The following is a 15,779-nucleotide window of genomic DNA, read 5'->3' as shown; positions in this document are numbered from 1 at the left end:
AAATGATGACAGAAATACCCTCTCCTGCAGCCTAAATCATCCAAAATCAGGGTTGCGGTTTTTCATAGGTGGGGATAACTCAGCCCGTAAGGGGCTTGCATTTTCGTGAAAAAGGGAATATGATACTTGTGGGTATTAGCACTCCGTAAAGATGAGTGCTAATACCGGGACAATGACAAACAAATTTTTGGAGAGGGAGGTTCGTACTATGGCTTTCAAACCCCTGGGAGATCGCGTACTAGTGAAAGTACTAGAAGCCGAAGAAAAGACTAAGGCAGGGATTGTGCTCCCGGATACGGCGAAGGAGAAGCCCCAGCAAGGTGAAGTCGTAGCCGTGGGCCCGGGAAGGGTGCTGGAGAACGGCCAGCGTGTACCCCTGGAAGTCAAGAAAGGCGATCGTGTAATCTTTGCCAAATACGCTGGGACGGAGGTTAAGGAAGGAGAAGAAAAATATCTTCTCATAAGCGAGCGGGACATTCTGGCAGTTATAGAGTAAGTGCGGGCATAGAACTCTTAGGAGGCTACATAGATGCCAGGTAAATTAAGCCCCTACGGCAAATGGCCGAGAATGCCGGAGTGGAGGGTTCGGTAGTAGTCGAGAAAGTGCGCAATTCAGGAGACGGTATACGCTTTGACGCCGTTACCTTGGAATATGTAGACATGGTGAAAGCGGGTATCATAGACCCGGTAAAGGTGACCCGTTCGGCCCTGGAAAACGCCGCCAGCATCGCCTCCATGGTTCTCAGTACCGAGAGTTTGGTAGCTGAACTGCCCGAAGAGGAAGACGCTGGCTTAGGCCATACCCCTCCCATGTGACAAGTTCAAGCTCCGATTAAATTTCGATTAAATAAATTACACTAGTACCCTCTATGTAGAAGTCTACGTAGGGGGTATTTTTATGGCTAGTGGAGACTCCCCAGCAGCAGTGCTTAATATTGACAAAGGGGAGGGTTTTGGATAAATTATAGTCAAAAAGGTTTTTGATTGTTTGCATAAGGGGGTACACCTATGGCCCTTTATTCCCTACCAGGCAAGCTGGAACGAGATGCTCCGGTCTGTCAGGTCAACTGTATCAACGAGGAAGTCATAAAGCGGCTCAAGCCCCGGGTAGATAAGATGGAGGGGGTAGCTACCATCTTTAAGGCCCTGGCTGATGATACCCGGGTAAAGATCATTTATGCCTTGAGCGAGGCTGAGCTTTGCGTCTGTGATGTGGCGGCTCTGATCGGTAGCAGCAAGGCGACGGCTTCCTATCATCTGCGGCTTCTCCATTATTTGGGACTGGTCAAGTATCGTAAAGAAGGGAAGCTGGTGTACTATCGGCTGGTCGATCCCCACATCGGAAACTTGGTTCGCCAGGTCATAAATCTTACCCAGCGGGGTACTAACGGAGGCTGATGTTAAATGGCCCAGTCTGCAAGGGCAAGCCAATCAAAAGGCGTAGTCCAAATTGGCAAAATTACTGCCTTCCGGGTGGAAGGGATTACCTGCCTGGACTGCGCTGCCAAGTTTGAAAGGAATGTGGCAGCACTCCCTGGTGTAACCAGGGCTCAATTAAACCCCACCACCGGCAAGCTAATCGTGGAAGGAAAAGCCGACCTAGAAGCCATCCGGCGGGAAGGTAAAAAGGAAAACTACACGATCATCCCGGTGGAGGAAGAGCTGGTACCACCGGCCCAGCCCAAGGTTAATTGGGAGCTGGTAAGGGCGGCCCTTTCTGTGGTGGCGTTGCTGGCCGCTTATATAGGGGAACGAGCCGATGGAGGGGCTTCCCTCTTCATCCCGCTCTACGCAGCAGCCATAGTGATTGGTGGATGGGGCAATATCCGCAGAGCTATGTATTCCTTGCCCCACCTGGATTTTAACATGAGCGTACTCATGACCATGGCTATCACTGGAGCCATGGCTATCGGTGAGTGGAGAGAGGGCGCTGTGGTAGCCTTCCTCTACTCCGTCTCTGAGATGCTGGAGTCCTGGACCTTGGGACGGGTACGTCGGTCAATCCGCGACCTCATGGATATCGCTCCCAAGGTAGCCAGGGTTCGGCGTCCGACAGGTGAGGAAGCAGAAATCCCCGTGGAGGAGATCCAGGTCGGGGACATCATGATCGTTCGCCCGGGTGAAAAGATTGCCATGGACGGCCGTATCATCAAAGGCGAATCGGCCATCAATGAGGCCACCATTACGGGCGAATCGGTACCGGTGGAGAAAGGGCCGGGAGCGGAAGTGTATGCCGGTACCCTCAATACTTACGGTTCTCTGGAGGTAGAAGTAACCAAGCTGGTCCAGGATACCACCATCGCCAAAATCATCCACTTGGTGGAGGAGGCACAGGCTCAACGGGCACCCTCTCAGGCCTTCGTGGACCGCTTTGCCGAAGTCTATACACCCCTAGTCCTCCTCCTGGCTGCCGCCCTAGTTCTGATCCCCCCTTTGCTCCTGGGTTACCCCTGGGGGCCTTGGATTTACCGGGGATTGGCTCTTATCGTGGTCGCCTGCCCGTGCGCCCTGGTGGTCTCTACCCCGGTCGCTATTGTGAGCGCCATCGGCAACGCCGCCCGCAACGGAGTCCTAATCAAGGGCGGCATATACCTGGAACAGGCAGGTGACCTGAAGGCCATGGCCTTTGACAAGACCGGAACTCTTACCAAAGGGGAACCTACTGTCACCGATATTATTCCCTTAGGTGAGCGGTCTGAACAGGAATTACTCCAGATTGCCGCGAACCTGGAGGCGCGTTCGGAGCACCCCCTGGCGGTAGCCATTGTAAAAGCTGCGGAAGCCCGCGGGACCCAGGTAGAGCCTGCCGAGGCTTTCACCGCCTTGCCCGGGCGTGGTGCCCAGGGGGTAGTGCAGGGACAAACTATCTATATCGGAAATGTGCGTTTGTTTAGAGAACTGGGTATAGCTACCGACAACCTGGAAGACCGACTGCGCGTCCTGCAAGAAGAAGGTAAGACTGCCATAATGGTGGGTACGGAAAAAGAATTGCTGGGAATTATAGCCGTGGCTGATGAGGTCCGGGAGGCCAGTGCGGCTGCCATTGCCGCTCTCAAACAGGCTGGCATCAGTCGTACCATCGTGTTGACGGGGGATAATGAGGCCACCGCCCGGGCCATAGCAGCTAGAGTAGGCATCGACGAATACAGGGCGGAACTGTTACCGGAGGACAAGGTCAGGGCGATCCAGGAGCTCCTTAAGCAATACGGGAAAGTGGCCATGGTTGGCGACGGCATTAATGACGCACCGGCCTTAGCTACGGCTACCCTTGGCATTGCTATGGGAGGGGCAGGTACGGATACCGCCCTGGAGACGGCCGATATTGCCCTTATGTCCGACGACCTGACCAAGCTCCCCTTCACCATCCGCCTCAGCCGGGCGGCCCTTAAAATCATTCGGCAGAATATCGCATTTTCTCTGGCTATCAAAGCCGTCGCTGTATTGGCTGTATTTCCAGGCTGGCTTACCCTCTGGCTGGCTATTCTAGGTGATATGGGGGCATCCATTTTGGTAACCCTCAACGGCATGCGGCTTTTGCGTATGCGCACAGGAAAGTGGCGTTAGGGACGAGGAAGGCTATTTGCCTTTCCTGCCCTTTGACCGAACTCCAATATAATGAAGCCCTCCGGAATTCGCCAAAGCAGTGAAAATGGATAAAAGTGCGCTCTTCCGGAACAAAACGCAAAAAGTGCCGGTTACCAGCCGGCCGGCTTCTTTTTGGCCAAAATTTCCTGGATCCTCTGGCCGTGCCTTGCTTAAAAGATTATCAGAGTAGGTATACCTTTCGGTCGGTTTTTTGCTGTAGGTGACCTCAAAAAATCCGGGGAAACAGATTTAGCGAAAAAATCGGCTACTTATCCAAGCGAGGCATTGACTTTCCTCTCTCACGGTCTTACAATAGCAGCAGCATAGAGCCTCCGAGGGAGCTGGTATAGGCACATGTCCTCCTTGTGGCAAGGCGAGGTCCTGGCTAACTTGCCTGCGGGACCCGAAGTCTATCATTTGCGTCTGAAAGTACCGTTTAATACAGCCCAGCCGGGCCAGTTTGTCCATATACGCTGCGGGCCGTATTTCGACCCCCTTTTGCGGCGGCCTTTGAGCATCCACGATTTTGACCCTGCCCGGCAGGAGATGGATTTGCTTTACCAGGTGGTGGGCAAAGGGACCGCCTGGCTGGCCGCCCAGGCGCCTGGGTCCATCATTGAGGGGCTGGGTCCCCTGGGGCGAGGGTTTAGTATCCCGGCCGGTGGTAACATCGCTTTGGTGGCCGGCGGCTTAGGGGTTGCTCCTCTGTTTTTCCTAGCCCGGGCTGCCGTGGCCAGAGGTCTTCGAGTTTCTTTTTACTTGGGCGCCCGCACCCGCCAACATCTTTTGCGGCAGGAAGCTTTACAGCAGCTAGGTTTGTGCCTTAAAATTGCCACTGATGACGGCAGTGCAGGTTTTACTGGTTCAGTTACGGAGCTCTTGGCCCGTGATCTGGGAAAACAACGGTGGGATCAAATTTTTGCCTGTGGCCCGCGTCCCATGCTGGCTAATGTGGCCGAGTTGGCCAGCGGGCAGGGAATCTCGGCCGAGGTTTCTTTGGAGGAAAGAATGGCCTGTGGACTGGGAGCCTGCCGGGGTTGTGTGGTGGCCGTCTATCAGCCAGACGGCAGCATTATTTATGAAAATGTATGTTCGACTGGGCCGGTCTTCCCGGCGCAAAAAATTGTATGGTAAAGGGAGACTAACCCATGGTTACACCTAAAATGGAGGTAGAACTGGCGGGTTTACGCTTGCAGAATCCGGTTATGCCGGCTTCCGGCACTTTTGGTTTCGGGGAAGAATATGCTCCCTACCTGGATTTAAATTCTCTGGGGGCCATTGTTACCAAAAGTGTAACCCTGGAACCTACACCGGGAAACCCTCCGCCGCGCATAGTGGAAACGCCGGCTGGCGTGCTTAACTCCATAGGCCTGCAGAATCCCGGTCTGGAAGTGTTCATCCGGGAGAAAATGCCTTTCTTGCGCCGGTTTCGCCCGCCGGTGATCGTCAATATTGCCGGTAAGACAGTGGAAGAATACGTTGAGCTGGCCCGGCGTCTGGGAGAGGTTCCCGGGGTGGCAGCCCTGGAGATTAATATCTCCTGCCCCAACGTTAAAGAAGGAGGCCTGGCCTTTGGTAGCCACCCGGACCAAGCAGCTAAGGTTATAGAGGCGGTGCGCCGGGCTACTTCTCTGCCCCTTATTGCCAAACTTACCCCTAACGTCACCGACGTGGTGGCCATAGCCAAGAGGGTAGAGGAAGCAGGAGCCGACGCCCTTTCCCTGATCAACACCCTGCAGGGGATGGCTATAGACTGGCAGAGGCGGCGACCGATGCTGGCCAACCTCGCGGGGGGCTTGAGCGGGCCGGCCATAAAACCTGTAGCCCTTTATGCTGTATGGCGGGTGGCCAGGGCAGTTAAAATACCGGTTATCGGTATGGGAGGTATTATGACGGCTACTGATGCTCTGGAGTTTCTTGTGGCCGGCGCCCGGGCGGTAGCTGTGGGGACTGCTAATCTGGTCAATCCCCGGGCTATACCGGAGATAATTGCGGGTTTAGAAGAGTACTTGGTGCAAAACAATATTGACGATATAAATAAAATTATTGGTGCGCTGGAAAGTTAAACCCGGGGAAAGGAGATTCCAATGCTTAGAACCGAAGAAATACTGGATATTTTTCGCCGGACGGGAGTCCTTTGGGAAGGCCATTTTATTTTGAGCTCCGGACTCCATGCCGGGCGCTACCTTCAGTGCGCTCAAGTTTTACAATACCCGGAAGAAGCTGCCAAACTCTGTGCCGCCCTGGCAGAAAAATACCAGGGAGAGGGGATAACAGCGGTAGTAGGTCCGGCCACAGGAGCTATTATTATCGCCTATGAGGTGGCTAGATTCTTAAAAGCGCGAGCCCTGTTCACCGAAAGGGAAAACGGCAAGATGAGCTTGCGCCGGGGTTTCTCGCTGGGAGCAGAGGATAAAGTGCTGGTGGTGGAGGATGTGATTACTACCGGAGGTTCGGTAAAGGAAGTAATCGAGGTGGTAAAAGAATGCGGAGCCGTGCCGGTAGGGGTAGGGGCCTTTGTGGACCGCAGTGGTGGCAAGGTGGACCTGGGCGTGCCCTTGCATGCACTTTTAAGCTTGGAAATCGAAGCCTACCGGCCGGAGGAGTGCCCTTTATGCCGCCAGGGTTTGAAGGCTGTGAAACCCGGCAGCCGTAACCTATGACAAGAAAGCAAACACATGACAATAATTTGGCCTTGTTCTCCCCTAAACGTAAAAATAAACTTAAAAGTAGATACAATACTTAAAACTTCAGGGACAAGGGGAGAGAAGCATGGCCATCCTGGACGAAATCAAGGAAGCCCTTATGGCCGGCAATGCCAATAAAGTGCGAGAGGGTGTAACTAAAGCCCTGGAAGAGGGTATACCTCCTACCACCATTATCAATGATGGACTGATTGCTGCCATGAACATTGTTGGCGTAAAGTTTAAGAACAATGAAATCTATGTTCCCGAAGTTTTAGTAGCTGCTCGGGCTATGCATGCTGGTATGGAAGTGGTAAAACCGCTGTTAGCAGGCGATGCTTTGCAGGAAAAGGGCACTATGGTCATCGGGACGGTCAAGGGTGACCTCCATGACATCGGCAAGAACCTGGTTATTATGATGATGGAGGGGGCCGGCTTTAAAGTAATAGACTTGGGTATCGATGTGCCGGCGGAGAAGTTTATGCAGGCTGTGGAGGAGCACAAACCCCAGGTGGTAGGTATGTCTGCCCTTTTAACCTCCACCATGATGCAAATGAAGAAGACTGTAGAAGCCCTGGCGCCTTACCGTGACCGGATTAAGATCATCGTAGGGGGAGCACCGGTAACCCAGAAATTTGCCGATGAAATTGGCGCTGATGGCTATGCTCCGGATGCAGCTTCGGCCGTGGATAAAGTAAAGGAACTTCTGGGTGTGGCTTAACAGGGAGGATACCGGATGCTTATCGTTGGCGAGTTAATCAATTCCAGCCGTAAGCCCATAGCCCAGGCTGTTGCCGCCAGGGACAAAGCATATCTTCAGGAGCTCGCGGTAAAGCAAGTAGAGGCTGGGGCTCACGTTATTGATGTCAACTGTGGGACCAGTATAGGTGAAGAAGCTGCCGTTATGGCGTGGCTGGTGGACATAGTTCAGGAAGTGGTGGATGTTCCCCTGTGCATTGATAGCCCCAGCCCCCAGGCTCTAGAAGCAGGACTGGCCCGGCATAAGGGTAAGGCTATGATTAACTCTATTACGGCCGAAAAGCAGCGCTGGGAAGAAGTGCTGCCGTTGATACAAAAATATAAAGCTTCTGTTATTGCCCTCTGTATGGATGACAGCGGTATGCCTGAATCGGTTGAGGATCGCCTGCGGGTAGCCGAAAAGCTGATTCCCAATCTAGTAGAAGCCGGTATCCCAGAAGAGGATATTTACCTGGACCCCTTGATTAAACCGCTAAGTGTTAACAGTTCTTATGGCGTGGAAGCCCTAGAAAGCACGAGGGCTTTGCGGGAAAAATACCCTAATATTCACCTTATTTGTGGCCTTTCCAATATATCTTACGGCCTGCCGGAAAGGCGGCTTTTGAATCGGGCTTTTATGGTCATGTGCTTGACTGCGGGAATGGATGCTTTTATCCTGGACCCCCTGGATAAGCCTTTAATGTCTTTGCTGGCGGCAGCCAAAGCCCTACGTGGACAGGACGAATATTGCCTGGAATACATTACAGCTGCCCGGTCTGGTAAATTAGTGGTATAATTATATATACAAAAAGAAAATACTTCGGCTGCGGCAGGGAAGCCCTGTGTGCGGCCTTTTTTCATACCTTGAGGAGGGTGAGGCCATGGGGGCCCCCTTCGAAGAGATAATTGAAGCCATTATTGCCGGCAATGCCCATAAAGTAAAAGAGGAAGTACATCGGGCCCTGCAGAAGGGAGCAGATCCTACCCATATTATTACCGACGGCTTTGTTAGAGCCATGGATATAGTAAGCGAGAAGTTTGAGCATAACGAAATTTATGTAACAGATCTGATCATCACTGCCCGTGCCATGCATACCGGAATGAAGGAACTGAAGCCCTATATGATCAGTGGCCAGGTGCAGACAGTGGGGCGGGCTGTTATCGGGACGGTACAGGGAGATATCCATGATATAGGCAAAAACTTGCTAGGTATCATGCTAGAAGCTTCCGGCTTTGAAGTGATCGACTTAGGAGTAAATGTGGCGCCGAGCAGCTTTGTGGAAGCGGTGATCAAATATCGCCCCCATGTTTTATGCCTCTCGGCCCTTCTTTCCTCTACGCGTAAATCCATGGTAGAAACTATTAAAGCCCTAGAAGAGGCAGGGCTGCGCCAGAAAGTAAAGGTAGTAGTGGGCGGTACCCCTCTCAACGCCAATATAGCAGCTAAAATGGGCGCCGATGGTTATGCGCCGGACGCTACCAGCGCCATCCCCCTTATCAAAGAACTCATCGGCGCCGGCCGGAAGCGGCCACCCACCTTGGAGCCGGCTATCCTCACCCGGGTTCTGGGCGAGGGAGCTTTAAAAGAGTTGCAAGAGTCGATAAGCAAGCTGTCCGGTTTAGATTTGGTGGTCGTCGATGCCAGAGGGAATCTAATGTCCCCTTTGGGGAGATTTTTAGAATGTTCCCAGTACTGCCATATCTTGTACGGTAAGGTTAGGTCCTCTTCTTTTGACGAAGACTTAACTACTTATGTAGGCAGTTTCAAAGGGGCTTTTGTGTACCGCTGCCCTGCCGGACTGGTAGAAATCTCCTATCCCTTGGCTAATGAAGACGGCACAGTAGGAGCCATCCTCTGCGGCCATTGTTTTTTAAGGGATGACAAACCGGCTAAAGTGGAGCAGCCGGCAGTTATACCGGTGCTGTCCTTCGAGGATCTGGAGGCGGTCTGTGGGCTTCTTTCCTTTGTTGCAGATCAAATTGTACAGCTCAGTGCTGTTCTGGCGGCCAAACAAGAGCTGGAAGAAGAAAGAAATAGCTTTATCCATTTTTTGAAAAAGCAGCATCAGCTGGAACAGGCTTTAAAAGATGCGGAACTCAAAGCCCTTCAGTCCCAGGTAAACCCTCATTTTTTATTTAATACTTTGAATACCATTTCCCGCTTGGCCCTTTTTGAAGGGGCTGTGAACACTGAAAAAATGGTGAGAACTCTGGCTAGGTTGATGCGCTACACCCTCTATCAGGTAAAGGGCTTGGTTACAGTACGGGAAGAGCTGACCGCTGCAGAGGATTATCTTTTCATCCAGCAGACCCGTTTCAGCGACCGCCTAGCCAGTGAAATAGATGTGGAACCAGAAGTGCTGGACGCACGGGTACCCTGTATGGTATTGCAGCCCTTGGTCGAAAATGCAGTTATTCACGGCTTGGAACCCTTGAAGGAAGGGGGTAAAATTTATATCAGGGGCCGGGTATTGGGCTCCCAGGTCCATATAGAAATTCGGGATACAGGGGTAGGGATACCAGAAGAAATACAAAAAGATATTTTCGATCTGGAAGTGCGCCGCAGCGGCAAAGGGCAGGTAAGCGGCCTGGGTATTGTTAATGTTTACCGCCGCCTACAGCATTATTTTGGCAGTGACTGTGCTCTGAATGTCAATAGCAAACCTGGTGCGGGAACCAGTGTTCAGTTAACCTTTCCTTTATGGAAAAAAGAGGAAAGCAAAGGGAGTGCAAACCGAAGTTGCTAAAATTGCTTATTGTAGATGATGAACCTTTAGAACGGCAGGCCATTCGGTATTTACTGGAAAAAACGCGCCCCGAATACCAGGTTATTGCTGAGGGGCGTGATGGCGCCGAAGCAGTCGCCTTAGGACAACAAATGCACCCCGATGTTGTACTCCTGGATATAAAGATGCCGGTCATGGACGGCCTGGAAGCGGGCAAGCTTCTGCGCGATCTTTTGCCTGATGCTCGTCTCGTTTTTGTTACTGCCTACGATGAATTTGCCTACGCCCAGGAAGCCATTGTTCTGGGAGCCTCGCAGTATTTATTAAAACCGGTAGCAGGGGAGGAGCTAATATCCCTCCTGGACAGCCTGGCTCAGGAGATAGATCGCGAGCGCCGGGCCAAGGAAGAAACCCAAAAGCTTAGGGCTGCCCTGGAAGAAATGCTCCCGCTCATTCGCCTGGGCTTCGTTATGGACCTGATAGCCGGCAATATTGGACCGGAAGAGATCAAGGCGCGGGCCGATTTTTTAGGACTTCCACGGTTACCTCGCCTGGTGCTGCTGGTGACAGTGGATAATTCCCCGGCCAGACCAGCCCATATGTCCGAAGTGGAATGGCAGTTCCTCAAAAAGAGGGTTTTACAAATTATTGAAGAGACAGTCTCCCGGTGGCCGGGGACGGTGGTGGTACCTGGTCTCAAGGACGAATTTATTATCCTTTTACCCAGCGATCATTTAGCCGACCGGCAAGCTATAAGAAAAGCTTCCATCCGCCTGGGGGAAGAGCTCTGCGCCAGTATCCGCCGGCTTACACCCCTTACCGTTACAGTAGGCATAGGGCGGCCGGTGGACAATCCCTCGAGCCTAGCGCGCTCCTATGCCGAGGCCAAAGCAGCAACCGAATACCGGATACTCTACGGCGGGGATCAGGTGATTCATGCCGATGACGTTACTGTCCTACCTCGTTCCAGGCAGCCTTTGGCTTCTCCTGCCGAGCAAAAACTGGCCTTAAGTGTACGGCTAGGGGATAAAGAAAGTGCCTGCCGCAACTTAAATCAGGTAATTGCCGAAATAATGTTAAAACAAGAAGTGCGGCCGCCGGTTTTAAAGATGAAGTTTTTAGAGTTAATAAGTTTAGCTGCCCGTTCTGCCCTGGAAGCCGGTGCTGATCCGGAGGAAATAGCAGGGATTACCCTTGCTGGGAGTAGCGAATTTATGTCTTTGGATTCCCTGGCCGAGGTGCAGGCGAAGATAGGCGAGAAGCTAAGTATCCTGGTGGATAAAGTAGTCGAGGCCCGCGAACGGCGCAATACCAACTTGATAGATAAAGCCATTGCGTTTATCCAGAAAAATTACCACCGGGACCTCTCTTTGGAGGAAGTGGCCCAACATGTATATTTGAGCCCCTGTTACTTTAGCCGCCTCTTTAAACAGCTGAAGGGAGAAAACTTTATCGATTACCTGACTCGCATAAGGATAGAAGCGGCTAAAGAACTTTTGCTGCACACCGATCTTTCCGTGACCGAGATAGCATCGCGGGTAGGCTACCGCGACTCTCGCTATTTTGGCCAGGTCTTTAAAAAACAGGAAGGGTATACACCTACCGTATTCCGGAAAATAGGGGGAGAGCCTCTTGAACCAAGGTCTAGTAGTTGATTTTGAGCCTGTTGGACGCCGTATTCAGGCTAAAAAGGGCCAGACCATATTGGCCGTAGCCCAGGAAGCGGGCTTAGCCCTGGGGGCAGGTGGCGTAACTGCGCCCTGCGGAGGCCGGGGCTTATGTGGTCGCTGTAAAGTCAAAATTACAGGCGAGGCTTTGTCTCCACCGACTGAGGCGGAAAAGAAGGCCCTCTTGCCGGAAGAGCTGGCGGGAGGTTACCGTTTGGCCTGCCAGGCGACACTGCTGGGTTCGGTTAAAGTGGAAATACCGCCAGAGTCCATGGTAGGGGTGCAGAAGCTGCAGGTGGAAGGATTGGTGGTGGAGGTAGTACCGGAACCCCCGGTGGCCCGTTATGCCCTTAGCCTAGAACAGACCACCATTGAAAATCCGCGGCCTGTCTGGCAGCAGGTAACCGATAAGCTGGTAGATGATTACAACCTACCGAGCCTGCCAGTAGATATTGAGCTCTGCCGGCGAACACCGCCCCTGGCTTTAAACGGCGATGGTGCGGTTACCGTTAAAGGTAGGGAAATTATAAATTGCTTTTTTGGCCGTCCCGTTCCCCCGCCGGTGGGCCTGGCCGTGGACCTGGGTACCACCAAAGTAGCCGGCTTTTTAGTTAACCTGGAAACAGGAGTGACCTTGGCCAGCGACGGGATTATGAACCCCCAGATTGCCTACGGGGAGGACGTTATGGCCCGGCTGGCCTACGCCCTGGAAGGGGAAGAACAATACAACCGCATCCACCAAGCCATAATTGAAGGACTGAACCGCCTGGCTGCCCAGCTGGCCCACCAGGCGGGTTTGCAGGCCGAGGATATTGAAGAAGCCGTGATTGTGGGCAATACAGCCATGCACCACTTGCTCCTGCGTCTGCCCATTGCCCAGTTGGCCCGGGCCCCTTATGTGCCCTCGGTTACCACTCCTGTAGAGATAAAAGCTCGAGATTTGGGACTGGCTTTCAGCCCTGGGGCTTATGTCTATTCCCTGCCGGTTATTGCCGGTTTCGTGGGCGGGGATCACGTGGCCATGATTTTGGGGACCCGGCTGGATAAAGCCACAAAAGTCACCCTAGGGTTAGACATAGGAACCAATACAGAGATAGTCCTAAACCACGGCGGGAGAATGCTTTCCTGTTCCTGCGCTTCGGGTCCGGCCTTTGAGGGAGCCCATATTCTGCACGGCATGCGGGCCGTCCAGGGCGCCATCCAAATGGTGCGCTTAAAGGAGGGTGGCCTGGAAGTGGAACTGGAAACCATAGGCGATAGGGCACCCTTGGGCCTTTGCGGCTCCGGTATCCTGGATGCCGTGGCTGAATTTTATCGTACCGGCATAATTGACGTTAACGGCAGGTTTGACCGCCAGCACCCCCGGGTGAGGGTACCGGAAGGAGGCGGGCCGGCCGAATTTGTACTGGTTTCGGCAGCCGAGAGCGGTACAGGGAAAGATATAGTTATCACCCAGAAGGATATAAACGAAATACAGCTGGCTAAGGCGGCCATTGCTACGGGTACCAAGCTCCTCCTGGAGACAGCAGGACTTACCCTTGGGGATATTGAAGAGGTAGTGGTGGCCGGAGCCTTTGGCACTCACCTTAAAGTAGCTAGTGCGGTAGCCATAGGTATGTTTCCCCCCTTGCCTTTGGAGCTTTTCCGGCAGGTAGGCAATGCAGCCGGCACCGGAGCGCGTTTAGCTTTAGTATCCCTAACTGAACGGCACCGGGCGGAGGACATTGCTAGGCAGGTGGGATATGTGGAATTAATGGTCCAGCCTTCCTTTCATGACACTTTTGTTTCTTCCCTCACTTTACCTGAGAGGAGACCATGATGACCAGAGTAGAGAGGGTTTACCGGGCTATCAGCCGCCAAGAGCTGGATAGGGTTCCCAAGGGGGAGTGGAAGCTGGCCCCGGAACTGGTGGCAGGTATTTTGGGCAGGGAAGGAAGGGTAACCTGGGAGGACGAAGTAGCGGTGCGCGAACTTCTAGGTATGGACCTGGTGGGCCTGGCGCCGGAAGGCCTGACTACAGATAGGGAAGTCCGGGCCGGCGAGCTGGATTATGGCTTGTTTCAGAGCTGGCGAGAACGAACGGACTTTTTTATCTTTGCCCTTATCGATGGCCCCTTCCAGCGGACGGCATGGCGGATGGATTTTGTAGATTTCCTTATGCGGCTGGGCAGCCGGGACGAGGAAATAAAGAAAATGGCGCTTAAAGAGGCTCACTTTGGCCTGGAAGTGGCGCGCCATGCTTTACGGGCCGGCGCCCACGGCATAATCATAGCCGATGATATTGCTTATACCCGGGGTCCTTATGTAAATCCAAGCCTTTTGCGAGAGTTTTTTCTTCCTCTATGGGGCTACCAGGTAGAAGCTTTGAAGTTAGAGCAGGTACCGGTTTTCTTCCACTCCGATGGCAATATTACGAGCCTCCTGCCGGACCTGGTGGCCGCGGGTTTTACCGGAGTCCATTCTCTGGAACCCTCGGCTGGAATGGATATAGCCCTCATCAAAAAAGAGTTTGGAGCCAATCTTTGCCTTGTGGGCAATTTTGACTTGGATTTTTTAGTCAAAGCGGGGGAAGAGGAAATTGCATCCGAAGTAAGAAGAATTATGGCGGTGGCCGCGCCGGGCGGGGGTTTCATTTTTTCCACCAGCAGCGGGTGCTTAGGCGGTGACCTTCCCCCGGAGAAGGTGCTCGTCCTTTACCGGGCTGCCGGGGAGTACGGCACTTTTGGAATACTCTACCATTAATTCCCTTGGCATATCCCCTTCCTGTTCCCGTATTAATAGTAGAGAAAAGAGCCAGAACAGGAAGGGTGATTTTTTTGTTCCGCAGGCTGAAGATAGTGCTGCCGGTAATTGTCTTTAGCCTAGTGGTAGGTGCCTGGGGCTATAACTATTACCTAAGGGAAATCAAAGTAGTTCCGGAAGAACTTGTTATTCAGGCTCTGGATACTACCAATTCTGTGACGAGCTACCGCTTTCGCCTGGAAGCTTACCTTGAGGCCGACGGCGGGCGAATTGAGGTAAGCAGGGTCAACGGTGAACGGAGTAAAGAGGGAGATTTGCATCTATGGGGTAAGATGACGGGGCAGGAGGTAGACGTATATCAAATAAGGGACACCACCTATTTTAAGGATGTCCTTTCCGGCCGGTGGATGGTAACGCCGGGAAATTCTCCTTTACAGCAGGAGCTATTCATGGCCGAGATTAACCCTCTGTCCATACTCAAGATCACCAAGCTAAAGGAATTACAGTACAAGGGACGACAAAAAAATATATCCGGCCGCCCGTATTTACTGGTATTGCGGCCGGAGATAAATAACCGCCTCCTCAATGCTTATTGGGAAAATTTCAATTATAAGCTCTGGATTGAACGGGGGAGCAACTACATCCGGAGAGTAGAGCTGGTGGCCAACCATCGCCAAAAGCCGGAAGACATGTTGAATATGGTACTAGAATTATATGATTTTAACAAGCGTATTACCATTAAACCGCCAAAATAAAAAAATCCACCCATCTCTCACGCCTACGGGGTTAGCTGACGGGTGCGGGCCGAGTGATTAGCCCTACCGCGGTACAGCGCCGCGGATTAACCCCCAAAAATATTGGGTCCCCCGCTTTCCTTCTGCCATAGCCAAAGAAATTCGGCGATCCGGGCGGAAGAGAAGTATGGAGTTGATGGCATCTTTATTTTAACATATTCATGAGAGGATGTTAAGAAGTTTTATTCTGCCCGAGCGGCAGGATTTTTTGTACTTACGGAGAAGTTAGCTTTGTTTACGGGGCTTAAGTGGTTGCGCTACAATATTGAGGGGGTGGATAAAATTGCGCAATGATATAGCGGAAGTGCTGGTTACGAGGCAGCAAATTAAGGAGAGGGTTAAAGAACTGGGGGCGACCATCAGCCGAGATTATAGCGGTAAGGATCTCTTGGTTGTAGGTATATTAAAAGGCGCTATAATTTTTCTGGCCGATTTAGTCAGGGAAATCACTATCCCTCTTACCCTGGATTTTATGGCTGTTTCCAGCTACGGCAGCGCCACTACTTCTTCCGGTGCCGTGCGCATTCTTAAGGACCTGGAAGTACCGGTAGAAGATAAACACGTATTGATAGTGGAAGACATTGTGGATACGGGGCTAACTCTGAAGTATTTGCTGGAAAATCTAAGAGCCAGGCAGCCTCTGAGCCTTAAATCCTGTACTATTTTGGATAAGCCCGAACGGCGCCTGGTGGATGTCCAGGTAGATTATCGCGGTTTCTGTATTCCCGACTGCTTTGTGGTGGGTTACGGGTTGGACTATGCCCAGCAGTATCGCCACTTGCCGGATATTTGTGTGCTTAAACCGGAAATATATAAGCGATAGTATCTAGGAAGAAGAGAGGT

At 52.3% G+C, this 15,779-nt stretch carries 14 protein-coding genes, 1 pseudogene and 1 riboswitch; all 15 genes and pseudogenes read left to right on the top strand.

What is annotated here, in order from left to right; translation table 11 throughout:
* Positions 1–208 precede the first annotated feature (208 nt).
* The 15 genes and pseudogenes from groES (at position 209) to hpt (ending at position 15,759) form a co-directional block, all read left to right on the top strand.
* Positions 209–496 (top strand): co-chaperone GroES, encoded by a 288-nt coding sequence (gene groES / locus AC1BI1_RS12990; RefSeq protein WP_476717731.1) that lies wholly within the window; start codon positions 209–211, stop codon positions 494–496.
* Between the two features lie 47 nt (positions 497–543).
* Positions 544–816: pseudogene (locus AC1BI1_RS12985) on the top strand (TCP-1/cpn60 chaperonin family protein); the annotation flags it as partial.
* A gap of 192 nt (positions 817–1,008) precedes the next feature.
* Positions 1,009–1,398, top strand: coding sequence for an ArsR/SmtB family transcription factor (locus AC1BI1_RS12980; RefSeq protein WP_476717730.1), 390 nt, complete (start codon positions 1,009–1,011; stop codon positions 1,396–1,398).
* 6 nt (positions 1,399–1,404) lie between these two features.
* Positions 1,405–3,564 carry a heavy metal translocating P-type ATPase gene (locus AC1BI1_RS12975; protein WP_476717729.1) on the top strand — a complete coding sequence of 720 codons (2,160 nt, stop codon included), beginning with the start codon at positions 1,405–1,407 and terminating at the stop codon, positions 3,562–3,564.
* Between the two features lie 375 nt (positions 3,565–3,939).
* A complete protein-coding gene (locus tag AC1BI1_RS12970; protein WP_476717728.1) occupies positions 3,940–4,719 on the top strand; it encodes a dihydroorotate dehydrogenase electron transfer subunit in 780 nt (259 codons plus the stop codon).
* 14 nt (positions 4,720–4,733) lie between these two features.
* Positions 4,734–5,651 (top strand): dihydroorotate dehydrogenase, encoded by a 918-nt coding sequence (locus AC1BI1_RS12965; protein ID WP_476717727.1) that lies wholly within the window; start codon positions 4,734–4,736, stop codon positions 5,649–5,651.
* Positions 5,652–5,672: 21 nt separating this feature from the next.
* Complete coding sequence (gene pyrE / locus AC1BI1_RS12960) at positions 5,673–6,248, top strand: orotate phosphoribosyltransferase (RefSeq protein WP_476717726.1); 576 nt, start codon at positions 5,673–5,675, stop codon at positions 6,246–6,248.
* Positions 6,249–6,357: 109 nt separating this feature from the next.
* Positions 6,358–6,990, top strand: coding sequence for a corrinoid protein (locus tag AC1BI1_RS12955; RefSeq protein ID WP_476717725.1), 633 nt, complete (start codon positions 6,358–6,360; stop codon positions 6,988–6,990).
* Between the two features lie 15 nt (positions 6,991–7,005).
* Positions 7,006–7,803, top strand: a complete 798-nt coding sequence (locus tag AC1BI1_RS12950) for a methyltetrahydrofolate cobalamin methyltransferase (protein ID WP_476717724.1) — start codon at positions 7,006–7,008, stop codon at positions 7,801–7,803.
* An 85-nt stretch (positions 7,804–7,888) separates the two neighbouring features.
* Positions 7,889–9,754, top strand: a complete 1,866-nt coding sequence (locus tag AC1BI1_RS12945; RefSeq protein WP_476717723.1) for a histidine kinase — start codon at positions 7,889–7,891, stop codon at positions 9,752–9,754.
* Positions 9,748–11,388, top strand: a complete 1,641-nt coding sequence (locus AC1BI1_RS12940) for a response regulator transcription factor (RefSeq protein ID WP_476717722.1) — start codon at positions 9,748–9,750, stop codon at positions 11,386–11,388. The genes AC1BI1_RS12945 and AC1BI1_RS12940 overlap by 7 nt, the downstream gene beginning before the upstream one ends.
* Positions 11,366–13,219 (top strand): ASKHA domain-containing protein, encoded by a 1,854-nt coding sequence (locus tag AC1BI1_RS12935; protein WP_476717721.1) that lies wholly within the window; start codon positions 11,366–11,368, stop codon positions 13,217–13,219. The genes AC1BI1_RS12940 and AC1BI1_RS12935 overlap by 23 nt, the downstream gene beginning before the upstream one ends.
* Positions 13,219–14,142 (top strand): uroporphyrinogen decarboxylase family protein, encoded by a 924-nt coding sequence (locus tag AC1BI1_RS12930; RefSeq protein ID WP_476717720.1) that lies wholly within the window; start codon positions 13,219–13,221, stop codon positions 14,140–14,142. The genes AC1BI1_RS12935 and AC1BI1_RS12930 overlap by 1 nt, the downstream gene beginning before the upstream one ends.
* 74 nt (positions 14,143–14,216) lie before the next feature.
* The gene (locus AC1BI1_RS12925) at positions 14,217–14,897 is read left to right on the top strand and encodes a hypothetical protein (RefSeq protein WP_476717719.1); all 681 of its coding nucleotides are present in this window, start codon (positions 14,217–14,219) and stop codon (positions 14,895–14,897) included.
* 5 nt (positions 14,898–14,902) lie between these two features.
* A riboswitch (cyclic di-AMP (ydaO/yuaA leader) is annotated at positions 14,903–15,054 on the bottom strand.
* Between the two features lie 165 nt (positions 15,055–15,219).
* On the top strand, positions 15,220–15,759 hold the full coding sequence (gene hpt / locus AC1BI1_RS12920; RefSeq protein WP_476717718.1) for a hypoxanthine phosphoribosyltransferase: 540 nt from the start codon (positions 15,220–15,222) through the stop codon (positions 15,757–15,759).
* Positions 15,760–15,779 lie beyond the last annotated feature (20 nt).

The organism is Thermanaeromonas sp. DSM 22490 (assembly GCF_056378755.1).
Note: the sequence above shows the minus strand (reverse complement) of the source record. Positions and strands in the feature narration are given on the sequence as shown.